Raw genomic sequence first — 24,166 nt, forward strand, 5'->3', positions numbered from 1 at the left:
GCAAACCCTAACGCACGCGACAGTCACCATCAGAGTGCGTTTCGTCACCGGACGGGCGCCGGACCCGTCACGAGCTGCTGGATCAGGGGGCCCAGCCAGGCCGCGACCGTCTCGTGGTCGGCGGAGGCGAGAGGTTCGAGCCCGAGCAGGTAGCGGGCGGAGGCGAGGCCGAAGATCTGGCCGGTGATCAGGCTGGCGCGCAACTCCCCGTCGGGGCCGCCGATCGCCCCCGCGAGCTGCCCGGTCACCTCCCGCGCGAGGAAGTCGCGGAGCACCGTGGTGGAGTCATCACGAACCGGCCCTGACCGGATCAGCGTGAGGAACGACTCGAAGTCTGAGCTGTCCCACATGCGCAGGAAATGCCGGACGAGCCCGGCTCCCAGGTCGTCGAGGCCGGCCTCGACGAGCGCGCCGATCGCCTCCTTCGGGCCGGCGGGCAGGCGCATGGTGGCGGCGAGCAGCTCCTGCTTGCTGCCGAAGAAGTAGTGCACCATGGCCGGTTCGACACCCGCGTCGGCGGCGACGGCGCGCACGGTGGTGCGGTCGTAGCCCAACTCGGTGAAGCGAGCCCGCGCCGCGTCGAGGATGCGCTGACGGCTCCGCATCCCGGTGCGCCACCTGCCCTGCCGCCGCGCCTGCTGCTCGCCCCCGTCTCCGGACTGCCCCACATCGCCTCCCGGGACGCGACTCCTTTGGGCAGCGAGCCTAGGAGTTGTCCGCCTACTCGGCGACCGCAGGCTGCGGAGTCGGCTGGCAGGGGTCCTGGGAAAGTCAGCTGGACGAGGTGCAGAGGGCGGCGTCGAGCGCGGCGAAGAGGTGCTGGTCGTTCTTCGGGGTGCCCGTGACGTAAACGGTCGCGGCCCTGCCGGCGCGGTCGCGGCCGCTGAGGACGCGCACGCCCGGGAGGCCGCCGTCGTGCATCCAGGCGGCACCGCAGCTCAGCGGGTAGGAGTAGACGCCGAGACCGTAGTGGCTGCCCTTGGGGTCGGAGGCGGGGACCGCCCCGGCGAGCATCGTGCGCAGCGTCCGCTCGGGGATGGACTGCCAGAAGCGGTTCAGGTCCTCCGGGGTGGAGACCAGGCCGCCGCCCGCGCCGAACGCGTAGCCCGGCAGTTCGGTCTGGTCCGTCTCTCCGGCCTTCGGGTTGACCGGGTTCACGCCGTAGGTGTGGGCGTGCTTGCCACGGATGCCCAGCTCGCCATTGTTCGGCCAGTACGTGCCGCGCAGCCCCTTCAGCACGCCGTCCTCGGTGACCGCGCGGAAGTCCTTGCCGGTCACCTTCTCGATGAGCACGCCCGCGACCAGGTAGTTGGTGTTGGAGTAGAACCACCGCTCGCCCGGCTTGCCGACGGGCGGACGGGACAGGGCCAACGCCAGGTGGTCGGCGGGGTTGGCGGGCTTGCTCCAGTCGACCAGGTCGAAGTACTCGGGCAGGCCGCTGGTGTGCTGGAGGAGCTGCCGGACGGTGACGTCCGCGCCGTGCAGCGCCCCGGGCACGTAGTGCTCGACCCGCTCGTCCAGGTCCACCTTGCCCTCGGCGGCCAGCCGCATCACCGTCACTCCGATGACGGACTTGGTGACGCTGGCGGCTCTGAACCGGCCGTCGGCGCCGACCATCGGCCTGCCGGTGCCGCGCTGGGCGGTGCCCGAGGTCCACGTCGTGGTGTGGCCGTTCCTGTCACGTACCGAGAGGACGGCCCCGGCCAGGCCGTCCTGCTTGGTCAGCCGGTCCACCTGCGCCTGGACACCCCGGTCGGGGACGGCGGCGGCCATGGCGGGGGAGGCGGCGCCGAGCAGGACGACGGCGGCGGCTGCGGCGGCGAGGTACTTACTCATCATGGGGACATCTCCTGGTGTTCGGGGTGATGTCCCCATCCTTGGTTTTCCAGCCGCCAAGATCAGTCATGCCGTCCGGCTTCTTGGGGTGGGGCCTGCACTACCGCCGCCGGAGGCCGGCCAGCGCCACCGGGCCCGGGGCTTCGGCGGAAGCTACCGTCGCCGGAGGATGACGTCCTGGCCGTAGTCGGTCTCCTGCCCGGCGGTTCCCACCACCCACAGCTCGGACGTGCCGGGGATCGCCGTCACCGCCGGCCGGTCCAGCAGGCGTTCGTAGGCGTACTCCCGGGTCCAGGTCCGACCGTCGAAGTGCAGGGCCACCATGGCGCCCCCCTGATCGGCCCCCACCGCTCCCTCGTCGTCGGGAGCCACCCTGGCGCTCTCCTGATCGGCTCCCACCGCCCACACGTCGTCGGCCCCGGACGCGGTGACGCTCTCCAGCGGCCCGTTACCGCCGGGCACGGCCACCCGCTGCCATGAGGACCCGTCCCAGTGCATGACGAGGGCCTCCGGCTGCTCGACCTCCACGTCCTCGGTCCGGCAGTCGAACCACCGCGTCTGCTCGCCCCCGATCCCGCCGACGGCCCACACGTCGTCCGGCGAGATCTGCAACACCTGGTTGAGGTAGCCTCCCGGCACGTCCGGGAGGGGCATCTGGGTGTACTTCGCGCCCCGGGCCGCGTGCCAGACCGCGGGCCTGATGCCCGAGCAGCCGTTGCGCAGGTCGGTGCCGACCACCCACACCTGACCGCGCCGGGCCGTCACCGCGGCGAACACGCCCGGGACGGCGGCCCGCTTCTCGAACCTCCGACCGGTCCACTCGACGGCGAAGGAGGTGTCGTCGGCCCAGTCCGTACCGACCACCACCGCCCGTCCCCCGTCGATCGACACGTCGGTCAACCAGGAGTTGTCCGTAGACTCGGCCGGTGTGGAGTACGACCAGCGCCGCCCGTCCCAGTGGGCGGCCTCGTCCCCCACGAGCCAGATGTCGTCGGGGCCGTCCATGTCGAAGCCGTTCACGTACTGCTCGCGGGCGCGCGGGGTGACCTTCTTCCAGACCGACCCGTCCCACCGCTCGACGAACGGGAGGCCTGCGCGGTCTTCCGCGCCGTCCTCGTAGCCGACTGCCCACGCTCGGCGCGGCCCGTCGGCGATCACGTCGACCAGCCCCGCGCTCTCCAGGAGTTTCGGCGCCTCGACCACCTTCCACCGCTTGGACCGGGTGACGGCCGTGGGCGTGGCCTCCGGGCTCGCCATCGTGGGAGGCGCCGTCGTTGGGGCCGCGGGGCTCGATCGGACGGTGGGTTGCCCCGAACATCCGGCCGCCGCTCCCAGGCACGTCACGACGATCACCACAAGCCGCGCGATCTTCACAACTGCCCATTATTGCCAATCGACCTGGACCGATCGGAGCAAACGCAGCAGCAGCCGAAACGCCCCACGATACGCGGCGCGGGTCCGGCGACGGCGGCCGCCATACCATGCCATATGGTACGGTCCGGAACATGGCGAGCAAGCGGGACTGGCTGGAAGCCGGGTTCAAGGTCCTGACCGAGTCGGGCGTGCCCGGGCTGACGATCGAGCGGCTCAGCGGCGACCTGGGCCTCACCAAGGGCTCGTTCTACCACCACTTCAACGGCATGTCGGGCTACCGGGCCGACCTGCTGAACCATTTCGAGGCCCAGTACACCAGCCGCTACATCGACGGCGTGGAGCGGCAGGGCGGGTCCGGGTCCAAACTGAACCGCCTGCTCGACCTGGTCCTGGCCGACGAGCACGCCGGCCTGGAGATCGCCATCCGGGCCTGGGCGCTGCAGGACGACGAGGTCCGCGCCGTCCAGGAGCGCGTCGACCGGCTGCGCATCGCCTACCTGCGCACGCTCGCCCGCGAGGCCGGAGCCGACGAGGCCGACGCGCTGGCCCGGCTGCTCTACCTGGTGCTGGTCGGCGCGCGGCAGGTCGTCCCGCCGCTGCCGACCGCCGACCTGCGCGACGTCTACGAGCTGGCCATGCGCCTGCTGCCGAAGAACGCGACCGGCTGACCCGCCCACAGGTGGCGGCGAAGCCCGGTTCGCTAGAATCGGGCACCGCTGCAGACCTGAGACGAGGGGGGCGCGGCGATGACGGAATCCGCCCGGGGGGCGATCCCCCAGCCGGTGCTGAGCCCGCTGACCACCGCGGCGATCTTCCTGGTCGTGACCGTGGATCCGGGCGGCGAACCCGTGGCGCGAGAGCTGCTGTCCGACCTGTCCGGGCTGGAGCGGTCCGTCGGCTTCCGGGTGCCGGATGGGCGGCTGAGCTGCGTCACCGGCATCGGCTCCGACGCCTGGGGCCGGCTGTTCGGCGGCCCGCGCCCGGCGGAGCTGCACCCGTTCCGCGAGCTGTCGGGAGCGGTGCACCACGCGGTGTCCACTCCTGGAGACCTGCTCTTCCACATCCGCGCCATGCAGCTCGACCTGTGCTTCGAGCTGGCCTCGCAGATCATGAACCGCCTGCGCGGCGCCGTCACCGTGCGCGACGAGGTGCAGGGCTTCACGTACTTCGACATGCGCGACCTGCTCGGCTTCGTCGACGGCTCCGAGAACCCGGTCGGGCCCGAGGCCGCGGCCGCGGTCCTCATCGGCGACGAGGACTCCGGATTCAGCGGAGGCAGCTACGTGATCGTGCAGAAGTACCTGCACGACCTCGACGCGTGGAACGCCCTGCCGGTCGACGCCCAGGAGCGGGCGGTCGGCCGCGCCAAGCTGTCGAACATCGAGCTGGACGACGCGACCAAGCCCTCGAACGCGCACATCGCCCTCACCAGCATCACCGACCCCGACGGCACGGAGCGGCAGATCCTGCGCGACAACATGCCGTTCGGCAACGTCGGCCGAGGCGAGTTCGGCACCTACTTCATCGGCTACGCCCGCACGCCCGCGGTCACCGAGACGATGCTGGAGCGGATGTTCCTCGGCGACCCGCCCGGAAACCACGACCGGATCCTCGACTTCTCGACCGCCGTGACCGGCAGCCTGTTCTTCGTGCCCAGCGCCGGCTTCCTCGACGACCTCCCCGACCCGCCCGCCGCCGAGGCGGCCGCGTCCGTCGACGTCCAGAGGCGGCCTGACGGCTCCTGACCTGGGCATTCTCCCTTGTTGGCCTCCCTACCCAGTGGAAGACTGAGGCTGACGGGAGGGGGACTTGTCATGATCGAGGTCAAGAGCATCGACAAGCCGGACGAACGCCGGGACTTCATGATGGGGCACCTGGAGGTGTGTCACCTGACCGGGCTGACCTTCGGCGTCGCCACGTTCGAGCCGGGATGGCGCTGGTCGGCGTCGATCAAACCGATCGTGGGCACCGAGTCCTGCCAGGTCCACCACAACGGCTTCGTCGTCAAGGGGCGGCTGCGCCTGCGGATGAACGACGGCACCGAGGCCGAGGTGGGCCCCGGCGAGGTCTTCGTCTGCCCGCCGGGACACGACGCCTGGGTGGTGGGCAACGAGCAGGTCATCGTGTACGACTTCGCCGGCGGCGCCGCCGAGTACGGGAAGGCGAGGGATTACTGACGCGCGAGGCGGCGCGGCCCCGGAAGGGCGGCGCCGCCTGGGCGTCAGGCCGGATCCGGGACGTTCTTCCGGCGTGCGCGGAACCGGCGGAAGCCGACGAGGAGCACCGTCCCGACGATCAGGGTCACCAGCGCGACGAGCGCGACGACCAGCGTCAGCGGGGAGTCGACCGACGCAGCCAGCCCCCACGTTCCCACCTTCTCCGGAAAGGTCAGCGTTCCGGTCTGCGTGCGGTCCTCCCGACCGCTCTTGAGGGTGAGGCTGAACTTCCACGGCCCGTCGGGGAGCTCGTCCCCCAGCAGGACGGTGACGGTTCCCTGGTCGCCGGGCGCCAGGGTGGTGCCGCGGTCGACCGGGAACGGGCCCGCGCTCAGCGAGCTCGGCCCGTCCGACAGTGACAGCTCGCCTTCGAGGTCGATGGCGCGTTCGCCGGTGTTGGCGACGGTGGCCTGGATTCTCGGCTGCCCGTCCTCTGTCCGCTGGGGCACGATCTCGCCGATCCGGAAGTCCGTGGGCGGCTCCCCGCCGGGGCCGACGTCGAGATAGGCGCGGATCCCGACACGGTTGACGAGGGTGATGCCCTCTTGCTTCCCCGCCCCCGCGGCGGAAACCTCCGCCCAGATGACGGCGTACCGCTCACCCCTGGAGGCCCAGGTCGGCACGGTGACGGTGGCCCGCACCGACGCTCTCTCGTGCGGGGGCAGGGCGATGCTGGAACGGTTGAGCCTGATCCACGAGCTCAGCTCGTTCCCGGTCCGTTCCGGCGCGAAGGTGAAGCGGCCGTGGCTGATGCCGGCTCCGGCCGCGTACAGCTGCAGGTGCTGGGGCTTGTTCGAGGCGTTGTGGACCTCGAAGCGCCGGCTGAAGGTGGTGCCGGGGTTGACGTGGTCGACGATGAAGACGTGCGAGCGCGGGTCGTCCGTCCGGTTGGCGGGAATCTCCAGCAACCTGATGCCGATGCTGTTCTTCCCGGTGGGACGCGCCTCGCCCCGGCCCGGGTCCGCGGCGGCCGCTGGAGCGCCGGCCGTCGCGTGCGCGAGGAGCGCGAGCAGCGCCGCGGAGACGAGCCGGGTGAACGGTGAGATGGCCATGCGCGTCAGGCGACGGAGTGGTTCACCGTGCCGGTGTAGGTGCCCGCCACCGCTTGGGCGGGAACGTTGATCACGATGGTCGGGTTCCAGGCGACGGAGTTGTCACCGGAGCCGCTCGTCTTGCTGAAGGCGGTGCGCGAGATGTCGAGCGACTGCGCGGCGGCCGCGTTGGCCTGGCCGGGCACCAGGGTTCCGCCGCCGGTGTTGGCAGTCTGCGTGCCCGACCAGTACAGGACTGCCGTGTTGGGGACGGTCTCGGCGGCGGTGCCGCCCCCTGTGGTGAAGCCGCCCGTCGCGGCGATCACCGACGCCACCCAGGTGGCGGCGAGCGCGGCCCGCTGGTCGGTCACCGTGACCGTGCCGAGCTGCCCGCTGATCTGGCCTGCGGGCGCGGAGTTGCCGACGTTGACCGGGCCGGCCGGAACGGTGATCGTCAGCCCGTCCTCGCCGGTGACGGTGAAGGTCACCGTGGTGGAGCAGGTGGTCGACGCGGGGCAGGTGACGGCCTGCGCCGGCACGGCGACCGCCATGGCGACAGCCAACCCGGCGACTCCTACCAGGGAAATGCCCAGACGGCACTTGGACACTGCCGGCCTCCTTCGTCGAATTCACCGCCCGGTCCGGGCCGTTCTCGTATGACGTTCTCCTCAGCGCGCAGACTCCGCAAACCGGCCCAGCGGGCAGCTGGCAACTTTTGGCGATCAGATGGAGAGTGCCAGAAATTAGCGGGTCGGCCATCCGTCCACCGAAATTGGCCACAACACGGACAAAGCATCCGACTTACCCGGCAACTCCCTGAGCGACTGCCTGCCATTCATCCGGGCGCGGCACTGCTCGAAGCCGCCGCCATTTCTTTTGCATCGGATTTACCAGCCGCGAGCAGGAGGAGTAGAACGCAGCCGACGACCGGAAATCTAGAATGCGATCGATTTTCCGCGCGCCCTGACGCACGAACCGCTTGTGAGGAAACGGAATGAGGACGAGCTGTATGGGCAACCCCGTCGCGCGGGCGTTCTTGCCGCTGACGGCGTCGACGGTCCTGCTGCTCGCCCTCGGCGCTCCCACCGCCTCGGCCTCCCGGATCGCGGCGAGCGCCACCGTCGCCTGGCGCGCCGACCCGCTGGAGATCACCGTGCCCGCCTCGGCCAGCATCGGCACCGGCGCCAAGGGGGCCTCGATCACCGCCTCCCTGGGAACGGTGACCGTGGTCGACTCGCGGGCAGGGATCCCGCCCTGGACGGCCACCGTGTCGGCCACCGATTTCACCCACGGTTCCGCGACCATTACGAAGGGCAATGTCTCGTACTGGTCCGGCCCTGTCACCGCCCAATCGGGTACCGGCACCCGCGTCCCCGGGCAGAGCACCGCGGCCCAGAAGGTCGCCCTGTCCACATCGGCGACCGCGTTCTCCGGACGCAAGACGGCCACGAGTGCCCAGTCCACGAGCTGGCAACCGACGATCGTGGTCGCCATCCCCGCCTCCGCCGTCGCGGGCACCTACACCGGCACCATCATGCATTCGGTCGCCTGAGGGTCGCGTCTTTCTCCGGCACGGGACGGTTTTCGCCGCCCGCCTCGAATCCGGCCTTGGGAAAGCTCGCGCGTTTCCGGCCGGCCCGCCGATGAGTTGGCGTTTCCATGACCAGCCACGAACACGGACGACCGAAGGCGGCCGGCGCCCGCGGGAGATAGTGAGATCGCCGGAGCCGGGCGCGGGGCGAACAGCGTCGCCCGGACCGGGCCGTCAGGGAATTCGCGCTGGCGGCCTGATGCCACGGGTGTCCATTCGCTGAATTGCGCCCGGCGACCGGCGCGCGTTCCTTTTTCGCCTTCTGGAAGGGATGTCATGCGCTTCTCGACTCGTCGCCTGGGGTACCCGCTCGTGGTCATGGCTCTGGCCATGGCGGCAAGCGCTCCCGCGGCCGTTTCCGCGTCCGCCTCGCCACCTCACCCGCCATCCCCGCCGCGCCCCTGGGTGAAGCTCTGCCTCAAGCTCAAGCAGATGCCGCAGCACCGGCGCATCAAGTGCCACTTCCCGCCCGCGCCCCGGGCCCCTCGGCCGAACAGGCTCGGGGCCGAAGCCCGTCAGACGCCGTCGATCAGCGAGCTGTCGATACCGACCGACCCCGCGACTCCCGTCGGGATCACGACCGGCCCCGACGACAACCTGTGGTTCACCGAGAACTACGCCAACAAGATCGGGAAGGTCACGACTGGCGGCCTGTTCACCGAGTACTCCATCCCCACCAGCAACTCCGAGCCGGCGCACCTCACCACAGGGCCGGACGGCGCGCTGTGGTTCACCGAGTCGATCGGCAACAAGATCGGACGCATCACCACCTCAGGAACCATCACCGAGTACACCCTGCCCACCAGCGACGCCTACCCCTGGGGCATCACCACCGGGTCGGACGGCGCCCTCTGGTTCGTCGAGACGGTCGCCAACCAGATCGGACGCATCACCACCTCAGGAACCATCACCGAGTACGCCCTGCCGACCAGCGGCGCCTATCCGATGCGCATCACCGCGGGCCCGGACGACAACCTGTGGTTCACGGAACCGCTCACCGGAAGCATCGGGCAGATCACCACGGGCGGCTCGATCACCGAGTTCGCCGTCCCGTCCTCCGGCGCGATGCCCATCGGCATCACCACAGGCCCTGACGGCAACCTGTGGTACACCGACGCCAACGGCAAGGTCAGCAACGTCGACACCTCGGGCAACTTCACCGAGTACACGCTCTCCGACCCCAACAGCTTCCCGTGGGGCATCACCGTCGGGCCCGACGACAACCTGTGGTTCGTCGAGCAGAGCGCCAACAACGTCGCCTACAGCACCACGTCCGGGATCATCAACGAGTACGCGCTGCCGACCCTCGTCTCCGGGCCGTTCGACATCACGAGCGGCCCCGACGACAACCTCTGGGTCACCGAGGACTACGTCTCGCAGCTCGCCGTCGTGACCCCCTGACGGGAACCATCGGCGGTCGCTCACGCACGGAGGCGGCCCTGGCGCCAGGGCCGCTACCAGGCGCCGCCTCCTCCGCCGCTGCCATCGCTGCTCGCACTGCCTCCCCCGGCGTCCGACCCGCTCTGGCTGCCGTGGTCGGAGCCTGTCGCCTTACGGCGACGGCGTGGGACGGCGCGCCTGTCGTGGCGGATGGCGAGGGTGATGATGCCGAGGACCAGAACGGCCATGATCCCGATGATCGCGAAGCTGAGCAGCGGGTTGTCCGTCTCCGCGGAGGCCGTCGCCGGGTCGCAGCCGTTGTCCTGCGCCGGCGCCCTGAGACTGCCGCCCGCGCGGAGGGTGGCGAGGTCCGCGGAGCCGTCCGTGCCGTCCCTGCGTACGACGGGGGACTGGGCAGAGCCGGGCTTCCCGGGAAGGTCGAGGCGGGCCCGCGGGAAGGCCAGGTCGAGGGCGACGGCCTGGCCAGGAGGGACGTCGACGGCCGTGGCGGTGGCGTCCGGCCCGGTGAAGGACGCCTTGAGACGGCCCGCCGGCTGCCCGAAAGCCTCGTGGACGCCGCCCGCGTCCCCGGCCAGGCGGACGGTGACCTGGAGCCGGTCCAGGTCGCGCAGCCAGTTCCGCCCCCAGACGGGGAGATGCAGGAAGGCGTGCCGATCGTAGGCGGTGACCGCGCCGTTCAGCGTGTAGGCCAGGCGGAAGGTGCGCGAGGTGCGAGGCGCGGCGGTGAAGTGCCAGACGACGCGGTGCGGCCCCTCGTCGGTGCACGCGGCCTCGGCGTAGGTGCCGTCCGGACCCTCGGCGCCGAGTTCGGGCTCGCCACCGCGCTGGTACCGGGTGGCGCCCTCGGCGACGGTGACGTCGGAGATCCGCGTTCCCTCGGCCATCGGAACGTCGACGTACGCGCCGTGCACCTCGTCCGTGAACTGGAACGTGTGGTCCTCGACGACGCTGACTGTGCCGTCGCCGCGCACCGTGGCCGCTATGACCGTGTTCGGCAACGTGTAGCGCGGCTCGTCCGTCGTGGTGAGCCTGGCGCCGGCCATGGCGGGCAGAGCGGCGGCCAAGCCCAGGACGAGCGTCCCCAGCACGAACAACGACGATCCCACCCGTCCACGCATTGCGCCCCCCGTTCACCGATTCGTCACATTCTCTGACACCGTGACAAGGGGCGCTTGCATCCTGCTTAATGCACTCCGCCCGCTTCCTCCGGGTTCGCGGCTTCCGCCCGGCCGCCGGGGTGGCGGTGGCGCCAGATCCAGAAGACGGCACTCGACACCACCGCCCAGACGGCCAGGACGAGGAAGGGCAGCACGTGCTGGTGGTGGGGGAAGTACACGGCGGCGTGCTGAGCGCTCACCGACGCCCCCGGCGGCAGCCAGCGGCCGATCACCCCGAACGGCGACGGCAGCAGCGGCGCCGACACCGCGCCTCCCGACGAGGGGTTGCCGACCAGCACCATCAACCCCCAGGTGGGGAGCATCGCCCACCGTCCCATGAAGGTGTTGAACATGGTGAACACCATCCCTGACGTGAACATCGTCAACGCCAGGATCGCCCAGGACTCCGCGAACGGCAGATCGACGGCCCCGAGCAGCCAGTCGACCACCGCGGCGATGGAGAACCCGCCGAGCACGCTGTAGGCAGCGGTGAACGCGATCCGTTCCGGCGGTTCGAGCTCCCGCGCGTGCACGCTGAGCTGGATGGCGCCGATGAACCCGACGACGACCGCGGCGAGCGAGATGTAGAAGAGGGCGAGCCCGCGCGGGTCGCCGGGTTGCAGCGGCTTCAGGTCCCGCACGGTCACGACCACGCCGGCCTGGGCCGCCGCCTTCGGAGCCGCTCCCGCGAGCAGCTGCGCCACCGACGCCCCCGCGGCGCTCGCCACGTCCAGCCGGACCTCCGTTCCCCGCAGTTCCAGGACGGCGAACACGCGCTGCTCCTCCACGGCGCTGACCGCCTGGTCGTAGGTCGCGAAGGGCCGCTGGTCGAGCGAGGCGTGGAGGGTGCGCTGGATGTCGGCGACGAACGCCGGCTCCTGGCGCGACGACGCCGCGTCGCTGACGACGGCGATCGGGATCTTGTGGGGCGTGGGGTTCGCCATCGCGTACGTGTACGACCCCGCGAACAGCCCCGCGGCGACGGCGAGAATGAACACCAGCACGGTCGCCGGGTAGGCGGCCGAAGCCCGGAAGGCCGCCCAGAGCTCGCACGCACCCCCTCGGCGTCGAGTGGTCATGACATCACCATACGTAACCACCTAAATCCCCTGGGCCCGGCACCGGCTCTTTCAGCCGTTCGCGGCGCGGGCCTGAGCCGCCGTCTCCGGCGTGCCCTCCCCGTCCCGCGCACGGGACGCCAGCCGCAGCGCGAACAGCGCGAGCAGCGACAACCCGGCCATGCCGACGGCCATCGGCACGCCGGTGCGGTCGCCTGCCACGCCGACCAGCGGGGCCACCAGCGCGGCCAGGCCGTTCTGCAGGGTGCCGAGCACGGCGGAACCGGTGCCGGCCGCGTACGGGACCCGGGCGATGGCCAGCGCGGTGGCGTTGGCGAACACCAGCCCCAGAGCGACCGAGAAGCCGGCCATCAGGGACAGCGCGACCGCCACCGTCAGCGCGCCGGCCACTGTGATCGCCGCCTGGGCCAGCGTGACGACCAGCAGCCCGATCAGGCCGACCGCCAGCAGGCGGGCGGCGGGGACGCGGCTCACCAGGGCGGCGTTCACCGCGGTCGCCAGCGTGACGACGACGGCGCCGCCCGCGAAGGCGATCGAGGCGTGCGTGATGTTCATGCCCAGCACGTTCTGCATGAGGAACTGCGAGGCCGAGATGTAGCAGAACAACGAGCCGAAAGCGCAGGTGAAGGCCAGCGTGTAGCCGAGGTAGCCGCGGTCTGCGAGCATCCGGCGGGCCGCCCGTGCCGTCGCGCCGAGCCCGCCGCTGTGGCGACGCTCGCGCGGCAGGCTCTCCGGGACGGCGACCAGCACGGCCAGCAGCATCACCGCGCACAGGGCGGACGAGACCGCCGCCAGCGCCGCGCCCGCCAGCAGCGGCCGGCGCCTGCCGTACCTGTCGGAGAGCGGGCCCAGCAGCAGCTGACCGAGCGCGAGCCCGGCCATCATCGAGGTGAGCGTGAGCTGCACGGCGGCGGCGTCGGCGTCGAACGCCCTGGCCAGCTGCGGGAAGGCCGGCAGATACATGTCGGTGGCTAGTGGGCCGATCAGCGAGAGCAGCGCGAGCGTTGCGGTCAGTGCGAGACGCGGGGAGGTCACGACAACTCCTTATAGTTATATATCTATAAGAAAATGTAGCATGGGGACGTGAGAGCCGATCTTCTGAGCCAGGCCAGGACGCTGACCGACCCGCTGTACGAGCTCAGCAGGGTCCTGCGGTTCGGCGGGATCGAGGCGGCAGGGCTGAGCCGGCTGCCTCCCTCGGAGTTCGAGGTGCTGCGTTACGTCATGCACCAGCCGGGCGTAGGCGTGACCACCCTGGCCAGGGAGCTCGGCCTGCACGCCAGCAACGTCAGCGCGACCGTGCGGGCGCTCGTCGCCCGCGACCTGATTCGCCGGGAACCCGACCCGCACGACCGCCGGTCCGCGAGGCTCACCCCCACCGTCCACGCCGCGCACGGGATGGCGCTCATCGAGCAGGCGTGGTCCGAGCTCTTCGGGGCGGCGCTGGAGGACCTCTCCCCTGAGCAGCGAGCCGCCCTGTCGGCCGCCGCCCCCGCTCTGCGGGCCCTGGCCGGCGCCCTCAGGACGCGACGACAGACCTGACTTTCGTCAGGGGTGGTTCTGGCCGATCGCCAGATCCCTTCCGGGCTGCCTGATTTCTAGGTTCTTCTCCATGAAACGCAAGCTCATCGGCCTGGTGGCGGGTATCGGCCTGGTCACGTCCGTCTCTGTGGCGCCTGCCGCGCAAGCCGTTCGGGCGGGCGCCGGGCTGACCCCGGCCGCCATCGACGCCTACCTCGCCGAGTCCATGGAGTCCACCGGCCTGCCGGGGATGTCGATCGTCGTGACCCACAAGGACAAGGTCGTGCACGCGGCCGGGTACGGGCGCGACTCCGACGGCGAACCGGTCACCGCGCACACCCCGATGCGCGTGGCGTCGGTCAGCAAGTCGTTCACCGCCATGGCCGTCATGACGCTGGTGGACGACGGAAAGATCGCACTGGACGAACCGGTCGCCCGGCAGCTGCCGGAGTTCCGGATGGCCGATCCGCGCGCAGCACAGATCACGGTCCGGCAGCTGCTGAACCAGACGTCCGGCCTGTCCGACAGCACCGTCGACATCGGCGCCACCGAGGCGGCCACCTCGCTCGCCGGGTACGTGTCCACGCTGCGCACCGGCCGGCTCGCCGCCGATCCCGGCACGCGCTGGGCGTACTGCAACGTCAACTACGACCTGGCCGCCCGGTTGGTCGAGGTGGCCGGCGGCCTCAGCTTCGGCGACTACCTGAAGCAGCGCGTCTTCGGACCGCTCGGCATGACCCACAGCGCCGTCAGCGACCAGGCCGTCAAGCCCGCCGCCGGGTTCAACTCGATCTACGGCGCCTGGGTGTCGCGTCCCGAGCTGCCCGGCTTCCTCAACGGCGGCGGCAGCGGAGGCGTCATCACCGACGCCGCCGACATGGGCAGCTGGCTGATCAGCCAGACCGGCAGCGGCAGGCAGCTCGTGACCGCGAAGAGCCTCCAGGCCATGCACACCCCGTCGAAGGTGCGCGACTACGGGATGGGCTGGGGCTCGGACACCATGGGCGGCGCCAAGCTACTGGTGCACAGCGGCAACCTGTTCACCTACAACGCCGTGGAAGCGGTCTCCCCCGACACCGGTTACGGCTTCGCGGTCATGGCCAACGGCACCGCCCTGCACGACGACACCTACAACGTGCTCACCGGCCTGGTCGCGATGAGCCAGGGCAGGACACCCGACGTGCCGGGCGGCGACCGGCAGCTGTTCGAGCTGGTCCTGGGCCTGATCGCGCTGGCCGCGGCGGCTCTGGGCGCGCTCGGCGCGCTGCGGTCGCGCCGGTGGGCGCGCAGGCGGGCCGGACGTCCCGGCTGGCGGATCGGGCTGCGCCTGGTCCCGTCGCTGCTCCCGGTCCTGCTGCTCGCCTGCTACCCGCAGCTGATCTCCTTCCTCATGAACGACCGGACGGTCACCTGGGCGCAGCTCACCTACTTCGCCGCACCGATGACGATCACCCTTGTGGTCGCGGCCGTGGCGGGGGCCGTCACCGCTGCGACGCGGCTGCTGTCGGTAGTGTCACCCCGGTGAAGAGCGGCGCGACCCTGCTGGTCATCGCGGGGCTCGCCCTGCTCAACGGGCTGTCCCTCGACGGCATCCCGATGTGGCGGCAGTTCGCCTTCGTCGCCCTGGCCGTCGCCGCCTACCTGCACGGACGCCACCTGTCCGGGCGGCGCGGCTGGCTGCTCCTGAGCGCCGCCGCCGTCCCCGGAGCCGTCCACACCGTGCTGGACTTCTGGGACGGGGCCGGCGCGCTGACCGCCCTGGGCCTGTTCGTCACGCTGCCGTGGCTGGCCGGACGGTTCCGGCGGCAGCAGGCCGAGCTGCTGGAGGCCGGACGGGAACGGGTCGCCCGGCTCGAACGGGAGCAGGAGTACCTCGCCGAACGCGCCACGCTCCGCGAACGCGCCCGGATCGCGTCCGACATGCACGACCTGCTCGGGCACGACCTGGCACTGATCGCGCTGCGCGCCGGAGCGCTGGAGCTGGCCGCCGACCTGACAGGGCCGAACCGGGAGGCGGCGGCCCAGCTGCGGGCCAGCGCGGTCGAGGCGACCGACCGGCTCCGCCGCACCATCACGATGCTGCGCGAGAGCGGGCCCGCTCCGACGCGGCCTCCAGAGGAGTCCATCCAGGCGCTGGTGGAGCGGGCCCGCGCCGCCGGGATGACGATCGACCTCCGTCAGGCGGGCGAGCGGGCGGCGCTGCCGCCGCTGGTGGACAGGGCCGCCCACCGGGTGGTGCAGGAGTCGCTGACCAACGCCGCCCGGTACGCCCCCGGCGCGGACGTCCTCGTCCACCTCGAGCAGATCGGCGGCACGCTCACGATCACGGTGACCGACTCCGCGCCAACGCCGCCGACGCAGGTGCCGAAGCCGGTGGGGGTGCCGGTGGGGAACGGGAGCGGGATCGCCGGGTTGCGTGAGCGGGTGCGGCTGCTCGGTGGCACGCTACAGGCCGGCCCCCGCGACGGCGGCTTCACTGTGACAGCGCGGCTCCCGCTCGACCAGGAAGGAGGCGGGAGGTGATCCGGGTGGTGGTGGCCGACGACGAGGCGATGATCCGGGTTGGGGTGCGGTCGATCCTGGCCACCGATCCGGGCATCGAGGTGGTGGCCGAGGCCGCCGACGGGCGGGAGGCGGTCGAGCTGGTGCGCGCGCACCGGCCCGACGTCGCGCTGCTGGACATCCGCATGCCCCGCCTGGACGGCCTGGCCGCCGCGTCCGAGGTGCGCGCCGCCGTGCCACAGGTGGCGGTCGTCATGCTGACCACCTTCGACGAGGACGACTACGTCTCCAGGGCACTCGGCGGGGGCGCGTCCGGATTCCTGCTCAAGGCCGCCGACCCCCGCGAGCTGATCACCGGCGTACGGGCGGCCGCCGACGGCGCCGCCTACCTGTCGCCGCGCATCGCCCACAAGGTCATCGCCCAACTGGACGGCGGCAGGCTGTCCAGAGCGGCCGAGGCGCGCCGCCGGATCGAGTCGCTGACCGCGCGGGAACGGGACGTGCTGGCGCTGGTCGGCCACGGCATGTCCAACCAGGACATCGCCCGGGAGCTGTTCCTCTCGGAGGGCAGCGTGAAGGCGCACGTCAGCGCCGTCCTGGCACGCCTCGCCCTGGGCAACCGCGTCCAGGCCGCGATCATCGCCTACGAGGCCGGCCTGGTGCACACCGAGACCTGACCCCCACGCCCTCCACAAGCCCCATCCGCCCTTGCGCCGCACCGCACCGCACGATGAATTGCGTCCAACAAAACAGAAATTCCCTTCTAACGGGGGGCGTGGCGAGCCTGAAGCTCCCCGGAAGAGGTGCCAGTCTGCAGCGGGGTCTTGCCATAGCCGGGACGCGAGGGCACCAGCACCGTGTAGCCCGCGGCGCTGAAGACCTCCTTGCCCAGCGCGAGACCGGCTCGCATGTGCCCGCCGTGGAAGATGATGATCGCAGCCTGGTCTCGGCGCTCCAGCCGATACCCCACCGCACCCGCCCGCAGGTGCGCGATCGTGGTGTCGCGCTCCACTGTGGTCATCGTCATCGCTCGGCGTGACAATGAGGGCCTTGCCACCTCACGGCTTGGACAAGCCAAGGCCGCCCCGGTCAGCCCGCCGGCTCGGCGAGCCGGGCCTCCAGGTCGGCGATAACCCATTCGAGACAACCTTTGAGGGCTGTGCCGCCGTAGTTGTCCCGGTTCCATTGCACTCAACTGCCGTGGCAGAGGCTTGATGCCAGCCATGTCGGACGCTGTCGGAAGCGGCGTCAGAGCACGTGACCGACTTCCGGAAGTCCATGATCAATATCAGCGCCAACCACGGTTCCATTGATCCCCGACACCGCATGAGGGCGCTTCTCAGGCGCCGTAGCGGCGCTGTCGGGCGGCGTACGCACGTACGGCACGCAGGAAGTCGACTTCGCGGAACGCCGGCCAATACGCCTCACAGAAGTACAGCTCCGAGTAGGCGCTCTGCCACAGCAGGAAGTTGGACATGCGCTGCTCTCCGCTGGTGCGGATGACCAGGTCGGGGTCCGGCTGGCCAGCGGTGTACAGGTGACGGGCGATGTCGTCCGCGGTCAGGTCGTCCGCGAGCCCCCGCATCGACCTTCCGGTCTCCGCCTGCTCGTACAGCAGATCGCGCATGGCGTCGACGAGTTCCTGGCGGCCGCCGTAGCCGACTGCGAGGGTCACGTGCGCTCCGGTGGCGCACTCCCGTGTGACCTCGACCGCCTCTTTCAGGGCGCGAGCAGTGGTGTCGGGCAGCGTGTCGAGCGCTCCGGCGATATGTACCTGCCAGCGCGCTCGCGGCCTGGTGAGGTGCGCGGTCAGGACTTCCTCGATCACCTGCATCAGGTAGGCGACCTCGGCGTCACCGCGTCGTTGGAGGTTTTCGGCAGAGCAAACGAACACGGTGACGTGCCGGATCTGGAGGGCCTCGCACCACGAGAGGGCGTTCCCCACATGCTCGGCACCGTACCTGTGGCCAAGGCTCGGGTTCCCGATTCCCCGCTGGCGGGCCCAGCGGCGGTTGCCATCCATGATCAGCCCGATGTGCCTGGGAAGCTCTCCGCCTTGGAGCTGTCGGCGAAGCCGACGGGTGTACAGGGCATAGAGGGGGTCGGTGACGCGCACGTCGGAGCCTTTCGAGGTGGGAGGAGGGTCGGGCGGTCGCTGGTCCGCCACGGCGTGCATACTACGGAGCAATAGCACGCGACGCGTGCTATTGCGAAGACCCTAACCCTCCGTCCACTGCCGGGAGCGCCAGTGCGTACCAACGACGCCCAGATGCTTGTCCTGTCTGCGCTGGCGGACGGCCCGCTGCACGGATACGCCGTCAACACCGCGATCGAGCGGATGACCGGCGCGAGGCTCGGCCGCGGCAGCCTGTCCAGCGCGCTGGCCCGGCTGCGAGGCAAGGGACTGATCGAGGACCTGGACGGAGAGGGCAGGCGACGTCCCCTGCGCCTGACTCCGGCCGGCCAGGAAGCCCTCAAGGGCGAAATCGAATCTCTGGCGTATGTCACGGGGCGCATCTTCGAGACGGTGGTCCCCGACAAGATCGGCTATCAGGATCGGCTCGCCGCCACCGGCCTCGCGCACGCGTACAAACAGGCCGTACTCGACGCTTTGGCCATCCAGCCAGGCCATGTCGTCCTGGATCTGGGCTGCGGCCAGGGCACCGACCTCAGCATGCTGGCCCGCGCGGCAGCGCCTGCTGGAAGGGTCCTCGGCATCGACTCCGATCCTCAGATGACCTGTCGGGCGCTTGCCCGAATCACCGGCGTTCCACAGACTGGCGTGCTGCTGGCCGACGTTCATGCGCTGCCGCTTCCCGCATGCTCTGCGGACCGGGTCCGCACTGACCGCCTGCTCCAGCACGTTGCCGACGTTCCCCGAGTCCTGGCGGAGGCACGGCAGGTCCTGCGCCCTGGCGGCCGCCTCGTCATGGCCGAGCCGGACTGGGACTCACTCGCCGTGGACTACCCGGATCCGGACATTGCCCGCGCGTACACCCGCCATGTTGCCGACCGGATCGTGTGCAACGCAATCGTCGGGCGGCAACTGGCTCGGCTTGCCGAGCAGGCAGGATTCGCAGTCACGTCAGTTGTTCCGGTCACGTCGGTCTTTCGGGACGCTCACGCTGCCGACCAGGTTCTCGGCCTTCAGCGCAACACCGAGCGTGCCGTGGCCGCCGGCTATCTCACTCGTCGGCAGGCCGACGGGTGGCTCGACCATCTCGCACAGCAGCCGTTCTTCGCCGCTGTGACGCTCTACGTCGTTACGGCGGAAACCTGACCTTGAGTGGCTGCCCCACGATGCGTCGCCATGGATGCGCTCATCTCCGCCCTCGCCGGCACCCAGCGAGCACGCACACAAAGTCCAGGTCAACGGCCTGGGCTTTGATCCTTTAGGGCCTGTTCTGGCGGGCCCGTGCCTGTTACGTGCCCGATGGCCGACGCCGTGGCGGTCAATCGGTACACCGGCTTGGTCAGCCTGGAGTAGTACCGGGGTGCGACGGCGGTCGCAGGCAGAGATCGTCACGAATGTGGACGAGGACAACTGCCGATGCCACCAGCATGGAGATCGTTTTCACGATCCACCAAAGAAAGACGTATGTCGCCAATGAACGGTAAACGCATGGCGGTCGCCGCGCTCGTCGCCGCGGGCCTGTTGTCGCCCGTCCCGGTCAGCGCGCAGGCGCGGCACGAAGAACCCGCCGGAATACGGGAGGCGCTCGAGGCAACCGTAGCCGCCGGCGCCTCTGGCGTCCTGGCCCGGATCGACGACGACCGCGGGACCTGGATCGGCACCAGCGGGACCGCCGACCTGGACACCCGGGCGCCGGTGCCGCGCGAGGCGCGCTTCCGCATCGCCAGCGTGACCAAGAGCATGGTCGCCGCGGTCGTCCTGCAGCTGGTCCAGGAGGGCGAGCTGAGCCTGGACGAGCCGATCGGCAAGCGGCTGCCCGGCCAGATCGACGGCGGCGACCGGATCACCGTGCGCGAGCTGCTGAACCACACCGGCGGCCTGGCTACTTACGACGCCAGCGCCGAGTTCGCCGACCCCGAGCGGTACGGCACGCGGACGTATACGCCGCAGCAGCTCATCGACGAGGCCGAGCGGCTGCCCCGGCCCGAGCGGGGCCGTTTCGCCTACTCCAACACCGGCTACATCCTGCTCGGGCTGCTCGTGGAGAAGGTGACGGGCCATGAGCTGAGCGCCGAGCTCGACCGGCGGATCTTCCGTCCGGCCGGGATGACGCGTTCCTACCTGCCCCGGACCTGGGACGGCATCCGCGGCCCGCATGCCACCGGCTACCACCTGCCCACGGGCGCCGACCCGAGCCGGCCGGGTTCGCTGCGGCCCATCACCCGGCTGAACCCGTCCTTCGCTTGGGCAGCGTACGGAGTGGTATCGGACGCCCGCGACCTGAACCGCTTCTTCCAGGCGCTCTTCGGCGGTCGGCTCGTCAGCCAGAAACTGCTGACGCAGATGCGTACCGGCGCCACCACGCCCCAGGCCCCGATCTTCCCCCGGTACGGGCTCGGGCTGGAGTCGGCGGGACTCACCTGTGGCGAGATGTGGGGCGCGACCGGCTCGATCCCCGGCTACCAGACTTTCAGTTTCTCCGACGCCACGGGCAAACGCCGGATGACGCTGTCGGTCAACGTGCAACGCAACGATCGGGCGGTCGCGCGCATGCTGATGGCCGCTGTTGACGCACTCAACCGCTACTTCTGCGGTGAGCCGTACAAACTGCCAGGTGGGGCGTCGAAGTCGCGATGATCAATCCCGATGTGCTCACGGGCAACCACACGCCACGAACCTCTGGCTGCTGCGCATCGTTCGTGACTTGTGAGCGTTCGATGACGATCACGCCCGGGATCTCGCCGTCGGCCGCCCGCTGGAAAGTGCGGGCGGGTGTCCACCAGCCGAGCGCCGCGGGCGACCACGACGGCGGCTTCGGCGGGAGACAACCGGCGCAACTCGGCGCGCCCACCTGCGGCGCCGGGCTGACGTCGGCTCGGCCAGCACTACGAGGCGGTGGCCATTCTGCCCGGTCTGGACGCGGAGGCTCCGAGCACGCTCGGCTTCGACGTCCGTCTCACGTACCAGCTGGTGATCACCGCGCGCGTCCCTGCCACGGGGGGCGACGGTCATCGCAGTCGGCGTCGTCCTCGCAGTCGGCGTTCACCTCACGCGCGACGCCGTCGCTGCCCCACCGCGACAGGACCTGATCGCCTGAGAGCCCACATTCCGCTTGGGAGCCGAGTCGTGCGGGGCGGGTCGTCGCGCCGCGAACGTGATCTGGCTCCCAAAACCAGCGTGATCATGAGATGACGGGATCAGGTTGGTACCGTGTAGATCATTTGGAGCGTTGGTTCTACATCCGACAGTTCGCTTGACGGACACCGAACGCTGGGAGACCGACGAGTTGCTGCCGCCCACGTCCCGAGCACGAGCCGAATCAGCCGTCGACGCCATCGATGTGATGAGGGAATGATAGAGGGCCCCTGATTGCACAATAGCCGCGTCAGGAGCGCATGACCTCGCGTTGCCGACGAGAGCCGCTATCTCGTGACTTTCGCGACGGTCACGAACTCCGTCATCACGCCCGCTCCCGCGTCCTGACGCCGAATCTGCCCTCGCACCGCCCGCCTCCCGATGCTGCCGGTAGGCGGCCCCGCGACCCGGCTCGAGGTCGTCGAGCCGGGCATGGCACTGTGAAAGTCTGAGGCGTTGGACACAGGGACGAGGAGATCCTGATGCGCACGTGGCTCACCGACCGCTTCGGTCTCGCGGTTCCCCTGGTAGGAGCCCCGATGGCGGGGGTGGCGGCGGGACGTCTGGCGGCGGCCGTCTCCGCGGCGGGAGCCCTGGGCGTGGTCGGCGTTCTCGCCGCGGCGCCGGCGCCGTGGATCGCCGAGCAGGCCGCCGTCGCGGGCGAGGGCGGGCGCCCGTACGGGATCGGGCTCATGGCATGGGCGCTCCCCGGCAACCCGGCCCAGCTGGACGCCGTCCTCGCCGCCCGGCCGCCGCTGGTCTCGGTGAGCTTCGGGCCCTACGCGGGCTACGTGGACGAGTTGCGGCAGGCCGGCATCACCGTCGTCACCCAGGCGGGCACCACGGACGAGGCCCGAGCCGCCGAGCAGGCGGGCGTGGACGCCGTCGTGGCCCGCGGAGCCGAGGCCGGCGGCCACGGCCGCGACGACGTGGGCACCCTGCCGCTGCTGGAGAGCGTCCTGGACGCGGTACGGATCCCGGTTCTCGCCGCGGGCGGCATCTCGACGGCCCGCGGCCTGGCCGCGGTCCTCGCCGCCGGCGCGGCCGGAGCGTGGGTCGGGACGGCGTTCCTGGGCTGCGCCGAGACGACGATTCCCCGGGAGGCCACGGAGCGGGTCCTGCAAGCCGGGGAGACCGACACGTCCTACGGCCGGGTCTTCGACGTCGCCCAGCGGCTCGGCTGGCCGCCGGAGTACGGCGGGCGGGCCATCCGCAACGCCTTCTTCGACCGGTGGGTGGGCCACGAGGCGGAGCTGGCGTCGGACGACGACGCCCGTGCCGCCCTCGACGCCGCCCGCCGCGACGCCGACTACGACACCGCCTACGTCTACGCGGGCCAGGGTGTCGGCATGATCCGGGAGCGCCGCACCGCCGCCGACGTGGTCGCCGCCTTCGCCACCGCCGAAAATCTCCTCACCCGCTTCACCGACTGACCGGAAGACCCGCGCACCGGGAGCTCCCGACCCATCGCGGCGCCCTGCCCTCCGGATCTCCGCCTGATCAGCCGTCCCGACGACTGATCAGCGCGGAGATCCCCCGGAGGGTCGCGCGCCTCAGAGGTGGGCGAGGATCTTCCGCAGCTCGGCCACCTCGGCCTGCTGGCTGCTCTCGATCTTCCGGGCGAGCTTCTTGGCGGCGGGGTTCGCGCCGTCGGCCTGCTCGGTCCTGGCCATCTTGATCGCGCCTTCGTGGTGAACGATCATGAGCTGGACGTACCGCTTGTCGAACGCCTTGCCGTTGGCGGCCTGGAGCCTGTCCATGTCCTGCGGGGACATGCCGCCGGGCATGGCGTGCCCCACGGTGTCGGCCGCTGGGGCGGACTTGCCCCACTGCGACAGCCAGTCCTTCATGGTCTGGATCTCCGCTTCCTGGGCGGCGTTGATCTTGTCGGCGATGGTCTTGACGTCGGGGCTGCTCGCCCGGGTGGACGCGAGGTCTCCCATCTCGACCGCCTGCTCGTGGTGCGGGATCATCATCTGCGCGAACGTGACGTCCGCCGCGTTGAAGGTGGTGGGCTCGCCGGCGCTGGCCATGGTGGCGCCGTTGCCCCCGCACGCGGCGAGCAGCGTGAGGCAGCCCGCGGCGGCGGCGATCGAGAACGTGCGGTTGGTACCCATGCGAAGCTCTCCCGGTTCGTCGTGACCGCCCGCTTCTGCAGGCAGCCTCGGAGCCCGCCCGCCAGAAGATCGGCCTGTCCGCGCGCTACCGAGAGACGCGCCAACCGCACTGTTCCCCCACATCCGACCTCGACACCCGCCCAGGAACGCGACCGCCGCGATCAACCCGCTCACCCGCCCGAAGCCGCCCTCCCGTCGTTCGCCACGCGCGGGGTCGCGGCCTGCCGCAGCCGGCGGAGCACCCGCACGAGCGGCGGTTCCGCCCGCTGCCGCCACGGCTGTTCTCGGCGGCGGGTGGGACAGCCGTCCGAACAGCGGCACGATCCGGCCGGACGGCGACTCGGGTCTTTGGTCCCTTCCAGGTGTCGCGGCGGGTCGGTAACGTCGAAAACATGATTCGTGTGTTCCTCGTCGACGACCACGAGGTGGTGCGGCGCGGGGTGGCCGCGTTGCTGGAGTCCGAGGACGACATCGAGGTGGTCGGCGAGGCCGGAACCGCGGAGTCTGCGGTCGCCCGCATCCCGGCGCTCCGGCCGGACGTGGCGGTGCTGGACGTGCGGCTGCCCGACGGCAACGGCGTGGACGTGTGCCGCGAGGCCCGCTCCCGGCTGCCGGAGCTGGCCTGCCTGATGCTGACCTCGTACGCCGACGACGACGCGCTGTTCGACGCGGTGATGGCCGGCGCCGCGGGCTACGTGCTCAAGCAGATACACGGCTCGGACCTCGTCGGAGCCGTCCGCACGGTGGCCTCGGGGCAGTCGCTGCTCGACCCGCAGACCACCGCCGCGATGTTGCAGCGGCTGCGCGACCAGGCGGCCAGGCAGGACCCGCTGGCGGCCCTGTCGGACCAGGAGCGGCACATCCTGGAGCTGATCGGCGAGGGGCTGACCAACCGGCAGATCGGCGAGCGGCTGTTCCTGGCGGAGAAGACGGTCAAGAACTACGTGTCGAACCTGCTGTCCAAGCTGAGCATGCAGCGCCGCACCCAGGCCGCCGCCCTGGCCGCGAGACTACGCGCAGACCGCCGCGACTGAGCCGCAACCGAAAGCCCGCACGCGAACGTCTGCTGATC

The 24,166-nt window shown here is 70.8% G+C and carries 24 protein-coding genes; 13 read left to right on the top strand and 11 right to left on the bottom strand.

The genetic code is table 11. From position 1 onward, the window contains the following. Positions 1–44 precede the first annotated feature (44 nt). The 3 genes from ABT294_RS09410 to ABT294_RS09420 form a co-directional block, all read right to left on the bottom strand. Complete coding sequence (locus ABT294_RS09410) at positions 45–668, bottom strand: TetR/AcrR family transcriptional regulator (protein ID WP_350804710.1); 624 nt, start codon at positions 666–668, stop codon at positions 45–47. A gap of 103 nt (positions 669–771) precedes the next feature. Beyond that, complete coding sequence (locus ABT294_RS09415; RefSeq protein WP_350804711.1) at positions 772–1,839, bottom strand: serine hydrolase domain-containing protein; 1,068 nt, start codon at positions 1,837–1,839, stop codon at positions 772–774. A 150-nt stretch (positions 1,840–1,989) separates the two neighbouring features. Then, positions 1,990–3,093: a hypothetical protein gene (locus tag ABT294_RS09420; protein WP_350804712.1), complete on the bottom strand. Its 1,104-nt coding sequence runs from the start codon at positions 3,091–3,093 to the stop codon at positions 1,990–1,992. 248 nt (positions 3,094–3,341) lie between these two features. Between ABT294_RS09420 and ABT294_RS09425 the strand changes: the two genes are divergently transcribed. From ABT294_RS09425 to ABT294_RS09435, 3 genes are all read left to right on the top strand, one after another. Beyond that, complete coding sequence (locus ABT294_RS09425; protein WP_350804713.1) at positions 3,342–3,878, top strand: TetR/AcrR family transcriptional regulator; 537 nt, start codon at positions 3,342–3,344, stop codon at positions 3,876–3,878. A 78-nt stretch (positions 3,879–3,956) separates the two neighbouring features. Beyond that, the gene (locus ABT294_RS09430) at positions 3,957–4,955 is read left to right on the top strand and encodes a Dyp-type peroxidase (RefSeq protein ID WP_350804714.1); all 999 of its coding nucleotides are present in this window, start codon (positions 3,957–3,959) and stop codon (positions 4,953–4,955) included. Positions 4,956–5,024: 69 nt separating this feature from the next. After that, positions 5,025–5,387, top strand: coding sequence for a cupin domain-containing protein (locus ABT294_RS09435; protein ID WP_350804715.1), 363 nt, complete (start codon positions 5,025–5,027; stop codon positions 5,385–5,387). A gap of 44 nt (positions 5,388–5,431) precedes the next feature. Here the strand turns inward: ABT294_RS09435 and ABT294_RS09440 are convergent, their stop codons facing one another. Together ABT294_RS09440 and ABT294_RS09445 are read right to left on the bottom strand one after the other, a co-directional pair. Next, complete coding sequence (locus ABT294_RS09440) at positions 5,432–6,478, bottom strand: COG1361 family protein (RefSeq protein ID WP_350804716.1); 1,047 nt, start codon at positions 6,476–6,478, stop codon at positions 5,432–5,434. A gap of 5 nt (positions 6,479–6,483) precedes the next feature. Beyond that, positions 6,484–7,065 carry a hypothetical protein gene (locus ABT294_RS09445; RefSeq protein ID WP_350804717.1) on the bottom strand — a complete coding sequence of 194 codons (582 nt, stop codon included), beginning with the start codon at positions 7,063–7,065 and terminating at the stop codon, positions 6,484–6,486. A 401-nt stretch (positions 7,066–7,466) separates the two neighbouring features. Here ABT294_RS09445 and ABT294_RS09450 point away from each other — a divergent pair, with 401 nt between their 5' ends. Further along, on the top strand, positions 7,467–8,009 hold the full coding sequence (locus ABT294_RS09450) for a hypothetical protein (RefSeq protein ID WP_350804718.1): 543 nt from the start codon (positions 7,467–7,469) through the stop codon (positions 8,007–8,009). A gap of 471 nt (positions 8,010–8,480) precedes the next feature. After that, the gene (locus ABT294_RS09455; protein WP_350804719.1) at positions 8,481–9,449 is read left to right on the top strand and encodes a Vgb family protein; all 969 of its coding nucleotides are present in this window, start codon (positions 8,481–8,483) and stop codon (positions 9,447–9,449) included. 53 nt (positions 9,450–9,502) lie between these two features. Here the strand turns inward: ABT294_RS09455 and ABT294_RS09460 are convergent, their stop codons facing one another. The 3 genes from ABT294_RS09460 to ABT294_RS09470 all read right to left on the bottom strand — a co-directional run bounded on the left by ABT294_RS09460 (position 9,503) and on the right by ABT294_RS09470 (position 12,720). Continuing rightward, entirely contained in the window at positions 9,503–10,567 is a 1,065-nt protein-coding gene (locus tag ABT294_RS09460; protein ID WP_350804720.1) for a DUF2207 domain-containing protein, read from the bottom strand. A gap of 65 nt (positions 10,568–10,632) precedes the next feature. After that, positions 10,633–11,685, bottom strand: a complete 1,053-nt coding sequence (locus tag ABT294_RS09465) for an ABC-2 transporter permease (RefSeq protein ID WP_350804721.1) — start codon at positions 11,683–11,685, stop codon at positions 10,633–10,635. Positions 11,686–11,736: 51 nt separating this feature from the next. Next, complete coding sequence (locus tag ABT294_RS09470; protein ID WP_350804722.1) at positions 11,737–12,720, bottom strand: MFS transporter; 984 nt, start codon at positions 12,718–12,720, stop codon at positions 11,737–11,739. A gap of 48 nt (positions 12,721–12,768) precedes the next feature. Between ABT294_RS09470 and ABT294_RS09475 the strand changes: the two genes are divergently transcribed. The 4 genes from ABT294_RS09475 to ABT294_RS09490 all read left to right on the top strand — a co-directional run bounded on the left by ABT294_RS09475 (position 12,769) and on the right by ABT294_RS09490 (position 16,385). Next, positions 12,769–13,227: a MarR family winged helix-turn-helix transcriptional regulator gene (locus ABT294_RS09475; protein WP_350804723.1), complete on the top strand. Its 459-nt coding sequence runs from the start codon at positions 12,769–12,771 to the stop codon at positions 13,225–13,227. 70 nt (positions 13,228–13,297) lie between these two features. Beyond that, positions 13,298–14,731: a serine hydrolase domain-containing protein gene (locus tag ABT294_RS09480; protein WP_350804725.1), complete on the top strand. Its 1,434-nt coding sequence runs from the start codon at positions 13,298–13,300 to the stop codon at positions 14,729–14,731. Next, positions 14,728–15,729 carry a sensor histidine kinase gene (locus tag ABT294_RS09485; RefSeq protein WP_350804726.1) on the top strand — a complete coding sequence of 334 codons (1,002 nt, stop codon included), beginning with the start codon at positions 14,728–14,730 and terminating at the stop codon, positions 15,727–15,729. The genes ABT294_RS09480 and ABT294_RS09485 overlap by 4 nt, the downstream gene beginning before the upstream one ends. Further along, positions 15,726–16,385 carry a response regulator gene (locus tag ABT294_RS09490; protein WP_350804727.1) on the top strand — a complete coding sequence of 220 codons (660 nt, stop codon included), beginning with the start codon at positions 15,726–15,728 and terminating at the stop codon, positions 16,383–16,385. The genes ABT294_RS09485 and ABT294_RS09490 overlap by 4 nt, the downstream gene beginning before the upstream one ends. An 86-nt stretch (positions 16,386–16,471) precedes the next feature. Here ABT294_RS09490 and ABT294_RS09495 read toward each other — a convergent pair whose 3' ends face one another. Further along, the gene (locus ABT294_RS09495; RefSeq protein WP_350804728.1) at positions 16,472–16,735 is read right to left on the bottom strand and encodes an alpha/beta fold hydrolase; all 264 of its coding nucleotides are present in this window, start codon (positions 16,733–16,735) and stop codon (positions 16,472–16,474) included. Positions 16,736–17,047: 312 nt separating this feature from the next. Then, entirely contained in the window at positions 17,048–17,824 is a 777-nt protein-coding gene (gene uppS / locus ABT294_RS09500; RefSeq protein ID WP_350805153.1) for a polyprenyl diphosphate synthase, read from the bottom strand. Between the two features lie 132 nt (positions 17,825–17,956). On the opposite strand from uppS, the gene ABT294_RS09505 reads away from it, so the two are divergent. The 3 genes from ABT294_RS09505 (at position 17,957) to ABT294_RS09515 (ending at position 22,410) form a co-directional block, all read left to right on the top strand. After that, positions 17,957–18,988 carry a methyltransferase domain-containing protein gene (locus tag ABT294_RS09505; RefSeq protein WP_350804729.1) on the top strand — a complete coding sequence of 344 codons (1,032 nt, stop codon included), beginning with the start codon at positions 17,957–17,959 and terminating at the stop codon, positions 18,986–18,988. A gap of 327 nt (positions 18,989–19,315) precedes the next feature. After that, the gene (locus tag ABT294_RS09510; RefSeq protein ID WP_350804730.1) at positions 19,316–20,479 is read left to right on the top strand and encodes a serine hydrolase domain-containing protein; all 1,164 of its coding nucleotides are present in this window, start codon (positions 19,316–19,318) and stop codon (positions 20,477–20,479) included. A gap of 980 nt (positions 20,480–21,459) precedes the next feature. After that, entirely contained in the window at positions 21,460–22,410 is a 951-nt protein-coding gene (locus ABT294_RS09515; RefSeq protein WP_350804731.1) for an NAD(P)H-dependent flavin oxidoreductase, read from the top strand. 120 nt (positions 22,411–22,530) lie between these two features. On the opposite strand, the gene ABT294_RS09520 is transcribed toward ABT294_RS09515, so the two are convergent. Then, on the bottom strand, positions 22,531–23,094 hold the full coding sequence (locus tag ABT294_RS09520; protein WP_350804732.1) for a DUF305 domain-containing protein: 564 nt from the start codon (positions 23,092–23,094) through the stop codon (positions 22,531–22,533). A 392-nt stretch (positions 23,095–23,486) separates the two neighbouring features. On the opposite strand from ABT294_RS09520, the gene ABT294_RS09525 reads away from it, so the two are divergent. Further along, the gene (locus tag ABT294_RS09525) at positions 23,487–24,128 is read left to right on the top strand and encodes a response regulator transcription factor (protein ID WP_350804733.1); all 642 of its coding nucleotides are present in this window, start codon (positions 23,487–23,489) and stop codon (positions 24,126–24,128) included. Positions 24,129–24,166: the final 38 nt, after the last annotated feature.

Origin of the sequence: Nonomuraea sp. NPDC000554, from assembly GCF_040300065.1 — a bacterium.
Classification (GTDB): domain Bacteria; phylum Actinomycetota; class Actinomycetes; order Streptosporangiales; family Streptosporangiaceae; genus Nonomuraea.

What these genes read in the sequence shown, in the direction of transcription:
- ABT294_RS09515 (WP_350804731.1), top strand. Translation starts at nt 21,460, where the DNA reads ATGCGCACGTGGCTCACCGACCGCTTCGGTCTCGCGGTTCCCCTGGTA.
- ABT294_RS09440 (WP_350804716.1), bottom strand. Translation starts at nt 6,478, where the DNA reads ATGGCCATCTCACCGTTCACCCGGCTCGTCTCCGCGGCGCTGCTCGCG.
- ABT294_RS09415 (WP_350804711.1), bottom strand. Translation starts at nt 1,839, where the DNA reads ATGATGAGTAAGTACCTCGCCGCCGCAGCCGCCGCCGTCGTCCTGCTC.
- ABT294_RS09495 (WP_350804728.1), bottom strand. Translation starts at nt 16,735, where the DNA reads ATGACGATGACCACAGTGGAGCGCGACACCACGATCGCGCACCTGCGG.
- ABT294_RS09460 (WP_350804720.1), bottom strand. Translation starts at nt 10,567, where the DNA reads ATGCGTGGACGGGTGGGATCGTCGTTGTTCGTGCTGGGGACGCTCGTC.
- ABT294_RS09520 (WP_350804732.1), bottom strand. Translation starts at nt 23,094, where the DNA reads ATGGGTACCAACCGCACGTTCTCGATCGCCGCCGCCGCGGGCTGCCTC.
- ABT294_RS09430 (WP_350804714.1), top strand. Translation starts at nt 3,957, where the DNA reads ATGACGGAATCCGCCCGGGGGGCGATCCCCCAGCCGGTGCTGAGCCCG.
- ABT294_RS09465 (WP_350804721.1), bottom strand. Translation starts at nt 11,685, where the DNA reads ATGACCACTCGACGCCGAGGGGGTGCGTGCGAGCTCTGGGCGGCCTTC.
- ABT294_RS09510 (WP_350804730.1), top strand. Translation starts at nt 19,316, where the DNA reads ATGAACGGTAAACGCATGGCGGTCGCCGCGCTCGTCGCCGCGGGCCTG.
- ABT294_RS09420 (WP_350804712.1), bottom strand. Translation starts at nt 3,093, where the DNA reads ATGGCGAGCCCGGAGGCCACGCCCACGGCCGTCACCCGGTCCAAGCGG.
- ABT294_RS09455 (WP_350804719.1), top strand. Translation starts at nt 8,481, where the DNA reads ATGCCGCAGCACCGGCGCATCAAGTGCCACTTCCCGCCCGCGCCCCGG.
- ABT294_RS09480 (WP_350804725.1), top strand. Translation starts at nt 13,298, where the DNA reads ATGAAACGCAAGCTCATCGGCCTGGTGGCGGGTATCGGCCTGGTCACG.
- ABT294_RS09450 (WP_350804718.1), top strand. Translation starts at nt 7,467, where the DNA reads ATGGGCAACCCCGTCGCGCGGGCGTTCTTGCCGCTGACGGCGTCGACG.
- ABT294_RS09525 (WP_350804733.1), top strand. Translation starts at nt 23,487, where the DNA reads ATGATTCGTGTGTTCCTCGTCGACGACCACGAGGTGGTGCGGCGCGGG.
- ABT294_RS09425 (WP_350804713.1), top strand. Translation starts at nt 3,342, where the DNA reads ATGGCGAGCAAGCGGGACTGGCTGGAAGCCGGGTTCAAGGTCCTGACC.
- ABT294_RS09435 (WP_350804715.1), top strand. Translation starts at nt 5,025, where the DNA reads ATGATCGAGGTCAAGAGCATCGACAAGCCGGACGAACGCCGGGACTTC.